Source organism: Bdellovibrio sp. HCB209, from assembly GCF_047306065.1.
In the GTDB taxonomy this organism is placed as follows: domain Bacteria; phylum Bdellovibrionota; class Bdellovibrionia; order Bdellovibrionales; family Bdellovibrionaceae; genus Bdellovibrio.
Genome location: NZ_CP178618.1, coordinates 2,361,606 through 2,377,059, shown reverse-complemented (window position 1 = coordinate 2,377,059; position 15,454 = coordinate 2,361,606). Strand labels below are relative to the sequence as shown.

Below are 15,454 nucleotides of genomic sequence, written 5' to 3'. Positions count from 1 at the left end.
ATCCTTTCGGGGTTGTCTGGTTAAATAGATACATGTCTTACAAAGAGGCTCATGGATGGGGCCTCTTTTTTTTACTTACGGATGAGGTCACGGCGTGAAATTTCTTTGGGCTGCATTGTGCTTTCTTGCTGCATTGACTGTTTCCTGTTCCGAAGCTCAAGCCCAAACTACCGTTCCAGCCGCTGCTCCCGTTAAGCAATTCGATAAAGAACTCGTGCGAGTCCGCGTTTTGACCCATAACAAAAGAGTGCAAGTAGCTGGGCAAGCATTGCGTTTCCAAATCCTATCTCAACCGTATCGTCCCGTAGCTATTCCTGACAGTGGCTCAGCGGAAGTCCGTGTGATGAAAAAAGACGGAAAAAACATCTGGGCCTTGCGTTTAAACAACCGTGATAATGAACATCTCTTTAAAGAAAAATATCTAATGATCCAAGGCGAGAACTTGCGTGTCGGCGCTCAAAGCCTGCCATCGCGAGTTCTTCTGTCAGCAGGTCCCGGAGATCAAGTGGATGTCGTGGGTGTTTTGCCACTCGACGAATACATCGCTGGAGTTCTGGCAAGCGAGATGCCTTTGAACTGGCCGCTAGAAACTTTAAAAGCTCAAGCTGTGGCGGCAAGATCCTACGCTTTGGCAGTGATGGCCGAGCGTGAAGATAAGCCCTTTCACCTAGAAAGCTCTGTCTTAGATCAAGTATTCCGCCATGTCGCTGATGGGGATGAAAGCGATCCGAAGCTTAAGAAAGCTTTGCAAGCCGTACGTGAAACGGCGGGTGTTAAACTCTATGCCCAAAACCGCAGTATTCTGAAAGCCTATTATCACGCAGATTGTGGTGGTCACACGACGCTAGCAAAAAACGTATGGAGCGGTGGAGTGAATAGCGGTGTCGCTGTCGACAACTCTTGCCCGACGAATCCCAAAGCCAATTGGTCGATTCAGATCTCTCGCAAACAGTTGGCTAAAAAACTGCGCGTTGCTGATGTCTTGGGACTAACCCTAGAGCGCATGAATCAAGACTCCCGTGTGCGTGGTGTTCGTGTGGCTGTTCAAGCAGGTGATGATAAAATCATCGGTGCCAATGAATTCCGTCAGGCCTTGGGCTTTTCTGAGCTTCGCAGCGCTTTGTTTGATCTAAAACAAGAAGGCGACATGTTCACATTCACAGGTCGTGGCTTCGGTCATGGCGTGGGATTGTGTCAGTGGGGCAGCCGTGCTTTAGGTCTTAAAGGTCAAAAGTACGCGCAGATTCTAAAGCATTATTATCCGGCAGCTTCTTTAGCTCGCAATTAGTTCTCAAACACAACATCGGTGCTAGAGAATATCTGTACTTTCTTTTGGCCTTTGACGCCAACCCAGTCCTCTAAGATCTCATTGTATTTAGGTGAGAGCTTCAACATCGCTAAGCCAACATCATACTTTTTAATAAGTTCCTGAGTGTCTTTGTGCTTTTTAGAGAAGTGAACAAAGATGGATTCCTCAGAGAGCTCCAGAACGACGTGAAAGCTGTTCTTAAATTCAGGATGGTTCTTTAGGTAGTAATAATAGACGTACTCGTCGATCGCGACAAAGGACACGCGATTGGATCTCAACATCATAAGTGACGTCTGATCGCTGGAGGTAAAGATCTTATTGATGCGATAGTTCTCGTCAAACTCTTTGCCGAACGGAAACTCCGCCGGCAATGCCACGGTCTTACCCTCAAGGTCTTTTACTTTCGTCGGTTTGGTTTTGACCGTGATCGAATTTGCGATGATCAAACCCTTGCTTTTGAAAAGCGGCTCTTTCGGAAAAAGGAAGTCACTGTCCATTTCTTTGGAGTGAGCAGAGTTAAAGCAGGCGACAAAACGGCCCGTTGCTGTTTGAGCTTTGCAACGAGTGTAAGGAACTTGGACTAACTCGATATTTTCGCCGACATTTTTAAAGGCAGCGCGGACGATATCAATCGACATTCCAACAGCTCGGTTTTCTTTTTTGAATGCAAAGGGAGGCCAGGAGTCTTCAACGAGAATTTTAATTGGTTTGGCGTGACTTGCGAGGCTTGCAAGCAGGAGACTTGATGCAATAAAGATCTTATACGCCAATTTCATTACTGCTTATTAACAGGCGTAACAGCAGCGATCATCTTACTTGTATGTAATGGTACTAGAAACCCATAAATACGCGGGCAGCGAACATAAACACAGCGCCGAGTATCAAAACATTTGTAGCAGTGACAGTCATTTTTCGAATCCTTTTTGTACGTGATACATCCCATTTCGGTAATGTGTGGGAAAATCTTAAATATTATTTTTACGTCCATCTCTTTGACATGACTTTAAATGAGACAAAGTGCCCTTTTTGCGCACCATCCGTAGGTCTTAGTCACTAATCAGGGTGGTGTATCACCTTGAGAAACCAGGAAATTTGCTCCTTTTTTCGATAATTTACGTAACTTCCTGGAACTTGGCACAGGCATAGCAATAGTGATTATCGAGGTCTCAATGGGAATTCGGGACCTTGAAGGAAGAGGATGTTATGAACAAACAATTCAACGCTCCAGCAATGATCTTGGTAACTGCGATCGCACTATTAGGTGTGGGCTGCGGTAACAATAAAATGACGGTCGCTGAATCAACTGCCGCTGTTGTAGATTCAGGCGGTGGCACTGGTTACATCCCAACTTCACCAGATGGTTCAACAGGCTCTGGCTCAGGTACAGGCAATGTCAGCTACTCTAATGAGGGTACTTTCACTCCAGTATCTATTAATGAAATGAATAACTACGTGGGCACTCGCCCGATGAACAACCCAACAGACTTTAAATTGAAAGTTCAATTGAGTGATGTGGGCAGCGGTAAATACGCAGGTACAGTGACTCTGTCTTATACTGATTCAGGTGTTCGCTATACAGGTACATTTTCTGCGGGTACTGGTAAAAACGCGAGCTACTCTGGTTTGAAAGACAACAACACTTTGGAAGCTGAATACAACAGATTCTTCACTTCTGGTGGTAAAACTGTGTTCTCTGGTTTCTTCCAAGATCAATGGGGTGGCGTAGTTCTAGTAGTAGACAACGTTATCAGCCAAGGTGACGCTCAAGGTGGTACGATCGTGACAGGTTCTCTTTACTATAAGAACTTTGCACAATCTTACGCAACTCAGTCTCCCTACAGAAAATGCTGGTTCATCTATGACGGCCCATACAACTGCCGTTCAGGTTCTGTGATTAACAAATCTGCAGTGATCCCGAACGATGGTTACAAAAAACTTGGAACATTCTCTGGTATCTCTAAAACAGCAGCGTTCCAATAATTGATTAAGATTTAATAAGTACGGTTTTAAACGAGGAGAAACTTTATGAAAGATTATAAATATAGAAAGATCGATTTTCCGTCTTTGATCTTGAAGCTTGTAGCGATGCTTGCAGTTTCTGCATTCATGGCTGCTTGTAGCGGCAACGACGATGGTGGCAATAACAACGGTTACATCTATGGCTACGGCGCGAATAATATCGCTAACCCAGCTCAAGTAACGACAGTGTACAGCCAAAACCCTATGAACGGCGTTAGCCTGATCTTAGGTACGACTGTTGATAATACGATGTATTACAACAGCACTTCATTGAACATCTATAACGGCCCAGTGGCTTTTATCGGTACAATGAACGTACAAGCGAATTGGTATGACTTTTACTCTTCCTGCCAAGTGCCTCCAGGAAGCTACACAGTTCAATCTGTAAACTCTTCTGCGATGTCTGCAGGGATGCTTGCTCAAGCCGTGCTTGTGGCAAACCCAGGTAACATCATCCTTGAAGTGAACGCAGGTATGATCAACGGCAATCGTTTGGTGGCTTTGCCTCCAGGTGGTATCCGTGTAGCACAATCAAACGGCATCAATTGCAGTGCTTACTTCGGTGGTTCTTTTAACTAAGAGCGCTCCAAAATCTAAAAACAGAAAAACCTGCGGTGAATCCTCGTTATCACCCGCAGGTTTTTTTTATTTAAATAGTGACATAATATTTCTTGCCCTCCGCCCAAAGTCTGGTTCTAATATTCATATGGAACTACCTCTTTGGATCGACTTCTTTGATGAACTACAAAATGTGCGTGGACGTTCCCAAAATACGGTGATGGCTTATCGTCGTGATCTGGAACTCTATATTGAGTATCGCAAAACCCATAGCAACGTGGCTGGCTTCTACGAGTTTATGAAAAAAAATAAACTCTCCACTCGCTCTCAAGCGCGTGTGATCTCGTCACTACGTACTTACTTTAAATTCTGTGAAACTCGCGGCCATAACAGCCCCGAGCTTCGTGAACTTCGGCCACCGAAAGTGAAAGTGGGCTTGCCGAAGGTTTTGACTCCGCAGGAGTTTCAACAGCTATTCGACGCTGCTGAAGTCACTGATCCTGTGAAAACAGCTCGCAACCAACTGACTTTGTTGTTCTTGTATGGTTTGGGATGCCGTGTTTCTGAGTTGATTGCTTTGAATGTCACTGACTTTAACCAAACAGATCGTTGGATCAAGGTTTTGGGTAAAGGCAGCAAAGAGCGCTTGGTTCCTTTGACTGAAAAACTAGCAGAAACTCTGACGACGTATCTTCGTGAGCATCGTTCAGTTTTGATGAAAGAAAACAACCATTCGATCTTGATCAATGATCGTGGTCATCGCCCATCACGCGTGGACGTGTGGAGATGGCTTGCGAGCTGGTCGACACGCGCTGGTTTCTCGGAGCCAGTAAATCCTCATCGTTTCCGTCATGGTTGCGCGACAGCGTTGCTTGAAAGTGGTGCTGATCTTCGTTCGATTCAGATGTTGTTGGGACACGCAAGTATCCAAACAACTCAGATCTATACGAACGTTACGACAAATACGATGACTCGCACGATTGAGGAGCATCATCCACTTTCGCAATTGGCGGAAGTAGACAAATAGTCCGACCTTCGGTTTGCGATTTTAATAAAGTATCTAAAAAAGCCCACACCAGTTGTGGGCTTTTTTTTGCTTTGTGGATTTCGCATGAAAATCAAATCTCTGATTCGCGAAAATGAAGCCTTAGTTCCTGTTGAAGTCGAAATCAATTTCACCGCGGGTCTCCCGCAAATTCAATTTTTAGGTCTCCCGGATCAGGGGATTCGCGAAAGCATTCACCGAATCAAAAGCGCCATCCGTGCGCAGGGTTTTGAATTCCCGAAAGCACAACAAGTCTTAGTGAATCTGCGTCCCAATCACTTAAAGAAATCCTCTCGTGGCTTAGAACTCGCGGTGGCTTTAGGGATTCTGTGGGAGTCAGAGCAGTTACCCAAGCCCCAAGATGTCGTGATGGTATACGGGGAGTTGGGATTATTAGGAGAAGTTTACGAACCCGAAGATCTGACCACGGATTTTGAGCCTGACGGAAATGTCCTAGTATGGACGGGGCAGTCGCAAAATTCAGTGGCCGTGTTTGATCGTCGGGTTTTGAGTTGTTTGCAAGACATTCGTGAACCGCAAGAGGTGTTCGGAGTGCCTCGTGAGTATGAAGTGCAAAGACCTGAGGTCGATCTGCATCTGCAATTCCCTGAACGCCAAGCAAAACTTTTGCAGGTGGTGGCGCTGGGCGAGCATTCAGTGTTGTTAGCAGGTCCCGCAGGTTCTGGAAAAAGCACCATCGCACGAACGCTTTCCGCATTGCTTGCGGCTCCTTCGCAAGATGACATGCATACAATTTCAAAAAATAATCGGGGCGGTGGCGAGGCCCCTCTTCGCTGGCGTCCCGTGGTTCATCCCCATCACTCAACCACCGCGTTGGGACTGATTGGTGGGGGTGTTCCCCCTTTCAAAGGGGAGATCACTCGGGCTCATAAAGGCATGATGATTTTGGATGAGCTTTTAGAATTCAACGTGCGCGCGCAAGAAGCTTTGCGTGAGCCGATGGAGGAAGCCGTCATTCGTATTCGTCGCAGTCGTTACGTCGAAGAATACCCGGCGGAGTCTTTGATGATCGCAACGACCAACTTGTGCCCTTGCGGTGATTGGGTTCCGAAATCAAAAGTTGTCTGTGGAAGATCTTTAAAGAAATGCCAATCCTACATGGAAAGATTGTCGGGGCCTTTGGTCGATCGTTTTCACATCACCTTCTTTACGCAAAAGCGCGAGGAGGGTGGATCTGTATCGGGTGCAGAGATCTTAGCTCGCCTGGAAGAGTGTCGCATGTTCCGTGCACGCTTAGGTGTGAAGGACAGTCGCTTTAGAAAACTTGCCAGTCGATGGACCTATGAGGAGTTGGTGGCAGATCTGCCCGTGTTTTACATGAAGGAGCTTTTCCCGAAAGAGATCTCCAGCCGCCGTCGCGAATTGGCAACGCTCCGGGTCGCAAGGACCCTTGCCGACCTCGATCAGAGCGAAAAACCGCAACCTCACCATGTAGAGACTGCCCTAAAAATGACTTTCCATCCCGTCGAAGCCCTGAAACGCCTGGGATGTTAGGAATAGATTGACTAAAAGCAGTCATTTCCACTAAATTAGACCTTCGAAATCACTCTGGGGTGATGTGGCCGAGTGGCTAGGCTCAGCTCTGCAAAAGCTGCTACAGCGGTTCAAGTCCGCTCGTCACCTCCAATTTTTCTCTTAGATTCCCATTTTCTTAACGATAATCGTAACGGTACCAAATAAAAAGGTTCCCCAGGCTACGTCCACAAGGGCAAAAGCTAGCGGGTAGTTCTTAAGTATCGCCAAATTGGTAAAATCATAGATCCCGTATACAATCAGTCCTAAAAAAGCTCCGTAAGCAAAGCAGTGCAGATAAGAATCTATTTCCAGTACTTTTTCACGCACAAAAAATGTGATCGCCAGACCCATCATAATATAAACGACCACCGCCGCTCCATAGCCCACATTGAACTGGCCGTTCTCGATTCGACCCAATTCGCTGAGCTGTCTCATGTTGAAGTCCTTCATGATAAAGCCGAGCCAGATAAAATCCAGTATCGCGAACGAAGCAAATGAAATCAGAAAACTTTTAAGTAAGACCATCATGACTTTATCTTAGACCAATCGGGCTCATTCGCCATCGGAACTAGGTGTATTTGTGATTTAGCAGGAAAGCTATTTGAGATGCCCTTCGCTATTCAACGTTGATCTAATGACCTCGAAGCTTGTCTCTTCATAGAGAGGGGTGGTTGTGAAAATCGCGGTAGTTGGAGCCGGGATCAGTGGGCTGAGTTCTGCTTGGTTGCTTTCGCAAAAGCATGAGGTTCATCTGTTCGAGTCTGAAAAACGCCTCGGTGGTCACGCGCATACCTTCAATGTGACGGAAAAAAATGGCACGACTGTTCCGATGGATACGGGGTTCTTGGTTTACAACGAACTGACCTATCCGAACCTGGTGAATTTCTTTAGAGAACTGCAGGTTGAAACAGTGGATTCGGAAATGTCTCTCTCTATTCAAGTGAAATCCAAAAAATTGGAATGGAGTGGAACCAATCTAAATTCGGTATTTAGTCAGCGTCGGAATTTAGTGAACCCTCGATTCTATTGGATGCTATCAGAAATTTTACGCTTTGGTCGTGAGGCTGATGAAAATGTTGTTCGCTCTCGCCGACAGGGGTGGAGTCTGGGGCAGCTGCTCGCCGAACGAAGGTTTGCGCGGTCCTTTTACACGGACTACTTATTGCCTATTGGCGCGGCGATCTGGTCAACGCCGGAAACGGATATGCTGGATTTTCCGGCTGAAACATTTTTGATGTTCTTTATTAATCATAAATTGTTGCAAGTGAACGGGCGGCCGATATGGCGAACAGTAAAAAATGGCAGCATTCAATACGTGCAGAAAGCGGCCCAAAGAATTGCACATATTCACACCAACAGTCCTGTCTCTGCGGTTGAACGCCGAGGAGATGCCGTGATGGTGACGGCGCCTTCAGAGACATTAAAGTTTGATGCTGTGGTGATGGCTACTCATGCACCGATCACGGCAAGAATTCTAAAAAATCAAAGTATTCAAGAACAGCGTATCCTGTCAGCAATCCGCTATGAGGCGAATCACGCTGTTTTGCACACGGATCATACCTCTATGCCTCGCCGAAAAAATTGTTGGTCTTCGTGGAATGTCATGGGCGGGAACGATCTGGAGAATTCCAATAAGGTTTCCTTAAGTTATTACCTAAACCGTTTGCAACCGCTAGAGACGACGCAGGATTATTTTTTGACTTTAAATTCTGATCAAGCTGTTGCTGGACAAGTTCAGGAGTTTAACTACTCCCATCCGCAATTTGATCGCGCTGCGATTCAGGCTCAGCAAGGGCTTCCCAGTATTCAGGGATTGGGAGGCGTGTATTATGCGGGGGCCTGGTCACGATATGGTTTCCATGAGGATGGAATTTTAAGTGCTGTCGGCGTGGCGGAGCGCCTGGGAGTTAGAATTCCCTGGAGCTCAAATTGAGCCGACTAAATATGGGCGAAGGCCATGTTTTTCATAGCAGGCGAGAGATTACAGAGAATAGCTTTCGCTATCCTTCGTTCTTTCTGTTCTTTGCTACGGATGCAGAGGACGAGTTAAGTCGCGTTCTAAAAAGTACATTTAAAAACTCTTTGTCCGTTGATCCTCGGGATTATTTGCGCGGGGATGCGGTCTCGTTGGATCAGGGAATCAGGAATTTTCTAAAAGAAGTCTGTTGCTTTGATCCCGAACGGATCTGGCTTCAGACCATGCCTCGGATGCTGAATTATGTATTTAATCCGGTTAGCTTTTGGATTTGTAAGCGAGCTGATTTGATTGAAGCTGTCTTGGTTGAAGTGAATAACACTTTTGGTGAAAGACATTTTTACTGGATTCAGCCCTCAGGGGGAGTTCTTGCTACTCAATGGATACGAGCTGAAAAGGTATTTCATGTGTCTCCGTTTTTTCCTGTGGATGGGTATTACATGTTCAGATTTCAGGTTGGATCGGATCGTAACCGAATCGATATTAATTACCATAATTCCGACGGAACACTGCGCTTGGCCACTTGGATTGAGGGAGATCTTGCGCCGTTGCAAAAGATATCTCCAGCAAAGATATTTGTGCGCTATGGGTGGATGACTCCGATGGTGGTTCTACGCATTCATTTGCAAGCCCTGCGACTTTTTTTAAAGAAAGTTAGATTTTTCAAAAAACCTTCGCCACCCCATAAAGAGATAAGCACATGATCAAAGAAGCAATCCACGTTAAAATATTGCAGCAAATTTTGAAACAAACGAAATACGGGCGAGTGGAGTTGGAACTTCCCGATGGGAGAGTGCTCTCACATGGAGAGGGTGACTCCTGCGTCAAGCTTACCATCAGAAAGTATCGGGCCTTGGAGGACATTCTCAATAAAGGAGATTTGGGATTGGCTGAAGGGATTATTGCCGGTGATATTGAATGTGAAGACACTGCCGCATTGATCGAATGGGCTTGTCGCAACAGTGATGACTTAGGGAGAGCGATGAGTGGAACCTGGTCGGGGATGGTGTTTGCAAAACTTCGACATCTGATGAATGGCAACAGTCGCTCCCAGGCTAAGAAAAACATCATGTCCCACTACGACTTGGGTAATGAATTTTACAGCTTGTGGTTGGACCCCTCAATGACTTACTCGGCGGCACTTTTTGCTGATGACAGTAAGGATATTTATAAAGCGCAAATGGCCAAATACGATCGAATCATAGACTCGCTAAATATCAAACCTGGCGATCACATCCTGGAAATTGGTTGTGGATGGGGCGGGTTTTTCACGCGAGCGGTGGAAAGTAAAGGCTGCAAGGTCACGGCAGTTATGAACTCGCCTGAACAGTGTCGCTATAACACAATGAAAATAAAAAAACATAAGATGCAAAATCATGTGAACCTTTTGCAGCAGGATTATCGTGATATTCAGGGAAAATTCGATCATGTGGTTTCGATCGAGATGATTGAATCCGTCGGTGAAAAGTACTGGCCAGATTTTTTTAAGAAAGTCGGAGATGCTTTAAAACCAAACGGGGGAGCACTTATTCAAGGAATCACGATCAAGGAAGAATTTTTCGATTCCTACAGGTCCAGCACAGATTTTATTCAGCAATATATTTTCCCAGGAGGCATGCTTTTAACCAACGAAACCTTTGCCAGAAATGGGGAGCAGAATGGGATGAAGTTGGTGAGTACGCTAGAGTTCGGATTGAATTATGCCGAGACTCTCAAAATATGGCGAGATAACTTTAACCAACAGCTGCCAAAGGTGCATGCGATGGGTTATGACGACACCTTTGTTCGTATGTGGAATTTATATCTGTCTTATTGCGAAGGTGCCTTTCGAGCGGGGCGTATCAATGTCGGGCAATTTCATTTGCAGCGATACGGGGTATGAGGCTTATAGATCGCCTTAACTTGATGCTAGTCTGCTTAACTCCGCGAATTGGGATTCGATCTCTTGAATCAGCTCATTGTACCAATTCGAGGGTTTCTTTGTAGTTAAGATGCGACCCACGTCAACCGCTGGAAAATTTGTATTAATTCGTAAACCTATCTCAGTACCGTCTGCATTTCCGATATGAACAATCTTAAGATGGATGTTCACAATGTTTTCTTTGTGAGTCGATGTGGCTCCAAGAAATTTCATATGAAACATAAGGCCTCCTTGTGTGGACGCTTATCCGTTCTGTCATATGTCTGTGGAGCAAGTTGAATGCCGCAGTAAGAGCTCATAAATGCATTCTGAAATGGGGTGTGGGGAATTGTGGGACATTCTTCGTGGAAATACGGGCGCGTCGGGGACTAGACTTTATTTACACATAATCTACATATCGCTTGTTAATGTGTAAGTTATGTGTAAATAATGGTTTAAACCTTACTTGGGGAGTCAGCCATGAGCGCAATCAAAGAGTATTACCACGAACATGTCTACGCAGCAGATTTTGTTGAATGCGAGATCGCTACGGAGAGTGACTCGGATTATTTGCCGGAGTTCCCTGAGGATCTTAAGATTGGTTCGCTAACATTGAGCCCGAACGGTGTGATGTTGCGCTTTTCACCGACTGGGGGAGTGCTGGCGATGCATGAGATCGCGACTCCCATCAAACCGCTATCTCTCGCGAACTAATAGATTTATTTTCAGAGTTCTCAATATGACTCATCGGAATTACGGTTATCTTTTGTAATCAAGAAATTGTTTCTAATGCCGATGAGATAAACATTGAGGAGGTCCTTTGGACTATTCGAGTGTATTATTGCCGGCGATCGGTGGTGCTATTGGTGGCGGACTCGGATCGTTGGTTGGCAGTAAGATAGAAAATAAGGGTGTTCGTTCCGGTGTAATGGCTGGATTTGTCGTAGTGTGTATTCAATTGATTCCATTGACACCTTTGAAGGGTTTTTTGGATGTTCATCTCTTCAAGAAGAGCAAGTTTGAAATTATATCCAGTAAAGCCTCTACTCAGTTGATGAATGACCCCGTGATTCTTAAGAAGCTTGAGAGTATTCCAAAAGAGCAGTGGACGAAGTTCGCATTTCAGGCCTCTCATGACGGAATGTACCTATTAGATTCGGAACATCTAGATAAGTGGAATGAGTTTCGTTTGAAGTTGGCGGGGCAATCCTTAAAGTTATGCGTGTCCTTTTTGAGAGGGGGCATGGATATGGCAGAGCTTGCTAAGAATTTTGAGCCCATGAGTGAGGCTGAGATCAATCAATGGTTCGATATTTCTATATTAGCAGCTCGGAAGGGTATTGAGTTGGGTAAGACCTATACTGATAGTGCTCCGAGAACGGATTTTTTAACTCATTTACCCAGAGTGATTGCAATGAATGGTCCAGAGGAAGAAATCAAACTGAAAGAGGGTTTAAAAAACTACATGTTATCTGAGGACAATGATGCATGTTGGGTCGTTAAGCGCTTGCATGAAAATGCTAAAATGTTAGAGCCCAAAGCTCGTCATGCGTTTTTAAGAGGAATGGCGGCCTTATAGATGTTTTTAGTTGCTGCCCTGCGGAACCGCATCGGTTCTGCACTGCAGTGGGTGTTATGAGGTTCATGGAAGAAAAAAGCCTGTTCATTTCTGAACAGGCTTTTTGATTTTAGATCTCAGAGATCAGTACGAATTTAGTAAGCTTTTGGAAGAAGAGCCAATGCTGGTTCGTCGCCTTTTTGCGGCAAAACAGTTACATGCAGCGTTTGATTATCGATGTGCAGGATTTCTGCAACTTCGTTACGAGTCACAACTTGGCAATCCAGGCCTGTGCTTGCGAAGTGAAGATCAACGACTTTGCCAGTTTGAGCCGCTGCAAGATCTTGAGCAGTCCATTGGATGGCGTGTTCATTCGCGATAGCTTTTTTCGTTGTTTCGTTTTTTGCAAAACGAACAGCAATCAACATTGCGCCGAAAATGAAAGCTGCAAAGAACGGAGCCCAGGCAATCAAAGACAGATGAGCCAAGTTTAATTCTGAAACTTCCGCATTTAAAAAGAAATCAGAAATGGCAATAGAACTGCCTACGATGAAAACCATCCACAATGCTAAAGTGCTAGTTGTTTCAATTATTTTTCGCATATGTAACTCCGCCTCTGTCGGGACTGACCCAAGAGCTGAACTGGCGTTTTGGCCCAAATAAAACTTTAGGAATCGCCACAAATAAAACAAAACTGTTAATCATCCAATAAGCAAACGGATACCAGATCGCAACGAATCCCAGATTCGTTGAACGTTCGTAGCGTCCATGCAAAAACAAACCGACCAGGAACTGCGTGAAGCTCATGATTCCCGTCAAAAGAATCGCATAGCTCAAGTTGATGTCATGAAGGTTCTTACCAAACAAAGCAAAACCAATTGTAACTGGAAGCAAGAACGCCCAAGCCACAGAGAATAGATATTCCAAAAGGATCAAGCGCAGACCTGTATCACGGCTGTTCAGAACAGATTTACCGTGTCTAAGGACCACCTCAAAACCACCTTGTGCCCAACGTAGTCTTTGCTTCCAAAGACCTTTCAATGTGTCTGGCATTAAGACATCACACTTAGCTTTAGGCTCGTATTTCAAAGCCCAGCCAGATGTTTGCAGTTTCCAACTAATACCAACGTCTTCAGTCACAGTGTAAGTGTCCCAGTAACCGACGCTTTCAATTGCAGACTTACGGAACATCGCTAAAACACCAGACAGCGCGAACAAACGACCCAAAGATTGGTGATAGCGTTTGATCATTCCGACCAAAGCAGAAAACTCGCCCACTTGCAGGCGGCCTACCAATGTTCCGCGATTTTTCACGCGAGGGTTGCCAGTGACACCAGCCACGTTTGGATCTTGGAAATGCTCAAGCATGATTCTTGGCGCTTCCGCATCCAACTCGGAGTCAGCATCGATACAAAGAATGAATTCATGACGGCTAGCCATCGCACCCAAAGTCAGGGCTGCTGCCTTACCGCGGTTTTGGACAAGATTGATCACGCGCATATGAGGACGAGACATCGCCAGCTGTTCAAGAACGGCTTGGGTTTTGTCACGGCTGCCATCATTGATAGCGATGATTTCGCATTTATCAGAAGGCAATTGATCCAAGGAGCAAATTGTCGCTTCAGCTGTTTTTTCCTCGTTGTAGCAAGGAATAAGGATTGTGTACGGCTGGTTTGAAAACTCAGAAAGCTCTGTGCGTTTGCGCTCTCGTTTAAAGAAAAACACAAATGCGCCCATGATCCAGATCAACGGCAATACAAATGGGATTACCAGAAACAAGAATTTTAAAATCGCAGGCAGGTTAGATAGAATCATCATTTTGCCTCTCCCTTGTTGTGATGAGGGATTGTAGGGCGAATTGAGAACAGGGTTTTAAAGTCAGCATCTGGCTCAAAACCTTTAAGGTTCACATCATAATATAAATTCAAATAGCCTTGAGCCATCAGATGGGATGCATCTGATTTATAATCTTTTGGCAAGGCAATGATATCCTTCGCTGGAGAAACTCCAGACGTTGGCACTTGAGTTTTTGCTTTTTCCAGTTGCTGCGGCGTCAAGATAACGAAATCAAAAAGGTCGATATTTGCTGGCTGTTGGCCAATGATACCGAACTTCAGACGAGGGCTTAATGAACGACCCGCAGCCATCAGTGAACCAAACGGAATCTCTGCCAGGTTGTCCTTAGCAGACACTTCAAAGAACACGCCGTCGATATCTGTGTACTTAGCTAAGTCACGAATAGCGTCTGTCGCGGCCTCGGTATTTTTCAAGAATGATTGCGGCAGGCGAGCGTAAGTGTAATCAATCATCGCGCGATTTTTTAATGTGTGAGCAGCTCTGCTGAAGTAGTCGCCACGCATTTTGATTTTTGAATTTTTAAAGTAAGCGTCGCCAGAGTCAGAGATCGCTTGGATCAGAACGCTATTCGGTCCCAGAGAATAACCTGCCTCAAGCAAGTCGCCCAAGCCTTGTTCTGTTTCCGATTCGGTTTTTTTCCAGATGCTATCCAAATCAACGCGAATCATACGCATAGGCAATTGATCAACAAACGCGTGTTCAAGGACTGCTGCAAACTGAGGGATTTCCATGCTGGCCACAACCAAGCCGCGACCGATATGAGAAATATCACGGGCGTTGTTCGGGCCTGGGCTTAAAGTCATTTGAATTTTCATACCCGCATCTTCGGCGGCTTTGCGGGACAGGCCATTGGATTTACCATAAGGCCAAACGATCACAGTGTTGTCGATCCCCAGATGCTTTTTCAAAAGCTCATTGCTTTTTTTAAGGTCTGCTTGAACGCGAGAAGCAAATTCTTCCTCGGACTGATAGGTTTTAGTCGTCGGATCGTATTTGATAAATCCAGCAGCTGCAGCTTGATTGCCCTGCGGATTAAATACTTGGCCCTGATGCAAATCGTAGGTGTGAGAAGCCACTTGAACGAGACCGGATTTTTGCATCTCTTTCAGTTGCTTCCAGTTGGTCATTCTAGGATTTGTATCTTTGAATCCATAATCAGGAGCCGCACCATCTTCAGTCCATTTCACCACCACCGCGAATACTGCAGGGAAGTGATACTTTTTAAGTAGTGGGAAGACGTTTTCGTAAAACGAGTCCAAGCCATCATCAACGGTGATAAGGACAGCCTTAGGAGGAAGGATTTTTCTGCCTTGGTTGGCATCGATAATGTCTTGAAGGCTGACCACATTGTAGTGCGCTTTCAAATACTCAAACTGATCAACCAAATCCTTCGTGCGAATGCTGAAGGAGTTGCCGATGAAGCTGTTATTCACATCGTGATAGCAAAGAGCTACGAAAGAGTTTGTTTCTGGAGCCAATGGAGTCGGGGAGTTTACGGCTTGGGCATGAGCAAATGCACCCACGCAAAGCATAAGCGATGAAATAAAAAATCGGGCTGATTTCAGCATCAATTTTGGAAAGCTCACGTCTCGGACGGACATCATTTATTTCACCGTTATGGGGGTATTAGCCCAATGTAATTAGTGGCAAATCTGTAATCCAAATTGAACATGGCGTCAACAACTGTCCCGAGCTTG

The 15,454-nt window shown here is 45.4% G+C and carries 16 protein-coding genes and 1 tRNA gene; 11 read left to right on the top strand and 6 right to left on the bottom strand.

Annotated elements, in window-relative coordinates; translation table 11 throughout:
• The first annotated feature begins 94 nt into the window (after positions 1-94).
• Positions 95-1,288: a SpoIID/LytB domain-containing protein gene (locus ACLVWP_RS11650; protein WP_413557423.1), complete on the top strand. Its 1,194-nt coding sequence runs from the start codon at positions 95-97 to the stop codon at positions 1,286-1,288.
• On the opposite strand, the gene ACLVWP_RS11645 is transcribed toward ACLVWP_RS11650, so the two are convergent.
• On the bottom strand, positions 1,285-2,085 hold the full coding sequence (locus tag ACLVWP_RS11645) for a substrate-binding periplasmic protein (protein ID WP_413557422.1): 801 nt from the start codon (positions 2,083-2,085) through the stop codon (positions 1,285-1,287). The two genes, ACLVWP_RS11650 and ACLVWP_RS11645, sit on opposite strands and share 4 nt — an antisense overlap.
• Positions 2,086-2,512: 427 nt before the next feature.
• On the opposite strand from ACLVWP_RS11645, the gene ACLVWP_RS11640 reads away from it, so the two are divergent.
• The 5 genes from ACLVWP_RS11640 (at position 2,513) to ACLVWP_RS11620 (ending at position 6,578) form a co-directional block, all read left to right on the top strand.
• Positions 2,513-3,289 (top strand): hypothetical protein, encoded by a 777-nt coding sequence (locus tag ACLVWP_RS11640; protein WP_413557421.1) that lies wholly within the window; start codon positions 2,513-2,515, stop codon positions 3,287-3,289.
• Between the two features lie 45 nt (positions 3,290-3,334).
• Positions 3,335-3,907 carry a hypothetical protein gene (locus tag ACLVWP_RS11635; RefSeq protein WP_413557420.1) on the top strand — a complete coding sequence of 191 codons (573 nt, stop codon included), beginning with the start codon at positions 3,335-3,337 and terminating at the stop codon, positions 3,905-3,907.
• Positions 3,908-4,034: 127 nt separating this feature from the next.
• Positions 4,035-4,913 carry a site-specific tyrosine recombinase gene (locus ACLVWP_RS11630; protein WP_413557419.1) on the top strand — a complete coding sequence of 293 codons (879 nt, stop codon included), beginning with the start codon at positions 4,035-4,037 and terminating at the stop codon, positions 4,911-4,913.
• 84 nt (positions 4,914-4,997) lie between these two features.
• Entirely contained in the window at positions 4,998-6,446 is a 1,449-nt protein-coding gene (locus tag ACLVWP_RS11625; protein WP_413557418.1) for an ATP-binding protein, read from the top strand.
• A 58-nt stretch (positions 6,447-6,504) separates the two neighbouring features.
• A tRNA-Cys gene (locus ACLVWP_RS11620) sits at positions 6,505-6,578 on the top strand.
• A 9-nt stretch (positions 6,579-6,587) separates the two neighbouring features.
• Here ACLVWP_RS11620 and ACLVWP_RS11615 read toward each other — a convergent pair.
• On the bottom strand, positions 6,588-6,995 hold the full coding sequence (locus ACLVWP_RS11615) for a DUF2177 family protein (protein WP_413557417.1): 408 nt from the start codon (positions 6,993-6,995) through the stop codon (positions 6,588-6,590).
• A 145-nt stretch (positions 6,996-7,140) separates the two neighbouring features.
• Between ACLVWP_RS11615 and ACLVWP_RS11610 the strand changes: the two genes are divergently transcribed.
• The 3 genes from ACLVWP_RS11610 to ACLVWP_RS11600 are packed head-to-tail and all read left to right on the top strand — an operon-like array spanning position 7,141 to position 10,324.
• Entirely contained in the window at positions 7,141-8,400 is a 1,260-nt protein-coding gene (locus ACLVWP_RS11610; protein ID WP_413557416.1) for an NAD(P)/FAD-dependent oxidoreductase, read from the top strand.
• Positions 8,397-9,146, top strand: a complete 750-nt coding sequence (locus ACLVWP_RS11605; protein ID WP_413557415.1) for a DUF1365 domain-containing protein — start codon at positions 8,397-8,399, stop codon at positions 9,144-9,146. The genes ACLVWP_RS11610 and ACLVWP_RS11605 overlap by 4 nt, the downstream gene beginning before the upstream one ends.
• Positions 9,143-10,324: a class I SAM-dependent methyltransferase gene (locus ACLVWP_RS11600; protein WP_413557414.1), complete on the top strand. Its 1,182-nt coding sequence runs from the start codon at positions 9,143-9,145 to the stop codon at positions 10,322-10,324. The genes ACLVWP_RS11605 and ACLVWP_RS11600 overlap by 4 nt, the downstream gene beginning before the upstream one ends.
• A 15-nt stretch (positions 10,325-10,339) precedes the next feature.
• Here the strand turns inward: ACLVWP_RS11600 and ACLVWP_RS11595 are convergent, their stop codons facing one another.
• Positions 10,340-10,576, bottom strand: coding sequence for a hypothetical protein (locus ACLVWP_RS11595; RefSeq protein WP_413557413.1), 237 nt, complete (start codon positions 10,574-10,576; stop codon positions 10,340-10,342).
• Between the two features lie 246 nt (positions 10,577-10,822).
• Here ACLVWP_RS11595 and ACLVWP_RS11590 point away from each other — a divergent pair, with 246 nt between their 5' ends.
• Positions 10,823-11,056 (top strand): hypothetical protein, encoded by a 234-nt coding sequence (locus ACLVWP_RS11590; protein WP_413557412.1) that lies wholly within the window; start codon positions 10,823-10,825, stop codon positions 11,054-11,056.
• A gap of 106 nt (positions 11,057-11,162) precedes the next feature.
• Positions 11,163-11,921: a hypothetical protein gene (locus ACLVWP_RS11585; RefSeq protein WP_413557411.1), complete on the top strand. Its 759-nt coding sequence runs from the start codon at positions 11,163-11,165 to the stop codon at positions 11,919-11,921.
• Positions 11,922-12,055: 134 nt separating this feature from the next.
• Here the strand turns inward: ACLVWP_RS11585 and ACLVWP_RS11580 are convergent, their stop codons facing one another.
• The 3 genes from ACLVWP_RS11580 to pgaB are packed head-to-tail and all read right to left on the bottom strand — an operon-like array spanning position 12,056 to position 15,361.
• On the bottom strand, positions 12,056-12,502 hold the full coding sequence (locus ACLVWP_RS11580) for a hypothetical protein (RefSeq protein WP_413557410.1): 447 nt from the start codon (positions 12,500-12,502) through the stop codon (positions 12,056-12,058).
• The gene (gene pgaC / locus ACLVWP_RS11575) at positions 12,486-13,718 is read right to left on the bottom strand and encodes a poly-beta-1,6-N-acetyl-D-glucosamine synthase (protein WP_413557409.1); all 1,233 of its coding nucleotides are present in this window, start codon (positions 13,716-13,718) and stop codon (positions 12,486-12,488) included. Before pgaC ends, ACLVWP_RS11580 begins: the two co-directional genes overlap by 17 nt.
• Complete coding sequence (pgaB, locus tag ACLVWP_RS11570) at positions 13,715-15,361, bottom strand: poly-beta-1,6-N-acetyl-D-glucosamine N-deacetylase PgaB (RefSeq protein WP_413557408.1); 1,647 nt, start codon at positions 15,359-15,361, stop codon at positions 13,715-13,717. Before pgaB ends, pgaC begins: the two co-directional genes overlap by 4 nt.
• Positions 15,362-15,454 lie beyond the last annotated feature (93 nt).

Coding starts and splice junctions, on each gene's coding strand:
- ACLVWP_RS11580 (WP_413557410.1), bottom strand. CDS start 12,502: ATGCGAAAAATAATTGAAACAACTAGCACTTTAGCATTGTGGATGGTT.
- ACLVWP_RS11630 (WP_413557419.1), top strand. CDS start 4,035: ATGGAACTACCTCTTTGGATCGACTTCTTTGATGAACTACAAAATGTG.
- ACLVWP_RS11600 (WP_413557414.1), top strand. CDS start 9,143: ATGATCAAAGAAGCAATCCACGTTAAAATATTGCAGCAAATTTTGAAA.
- pgaB (WP_413557408.1), bottom strand. CDS start 15,361: ATGATGTCCGTCCGAGACGTGAGCTTTCCAAAATTGATGCTGAAATCA.
- ACLVWP_RS11615 (WP_413557417.1), bottom strand. CDS start 6,995: ATGATGGTCTTACTTAAAAGTTTTCTGATTTCATTTGCTTCGTTCGCG.
- ACLVWP_RS11625 (WP_413557418.1), top strand. CDS start 4,998: ATGAAAATCAAATCTCTGATTCGCGAAAATGAAGCCTTAGTTCCTGTT.
- ACLVWP_RS11635 (WP_413557420.1), top strand. CDS start 3,335: ATGAAAGATTATAAATATAGAAAGATCGATTTTCCGTCTTTGATCTTG.
- ACLVWP_RS11640 (WP_413557421.1), top strand. CDS start 2,513: ATGAACAAACAATTCAACGCTCCAGCAATGATCTTGGTAACTGCGATC.
- pgaC (WP_413557409.1), bottom strand. CDS start 13,718: ATGATGATTCTATCTAACCTGCCTGCGATTTTAAAATTCTTGTTTCTG.
- ACLVWP_RS11590 (WP_413557412.1), top strand. CDS start 10,823: ATGAGCGCAATCAAAGAGTATTACCACGAACATGTCTACGCAGCAGAT.
- ACLVWP_RS11595 (WP_413557413.1), bottom strand. CDS start 10,576: ATGAAATTTCTTGGAGCCACATCGACTCACAAAGAAAACATTGTGAAC.
- ACLVWP_RS11645 (WP_413557422.1), bottom strand. CDS start 2,085: ATGAAATTGGCGTATAAGATCTTTATTGCATCAAGTCTCCTGCTTGCA.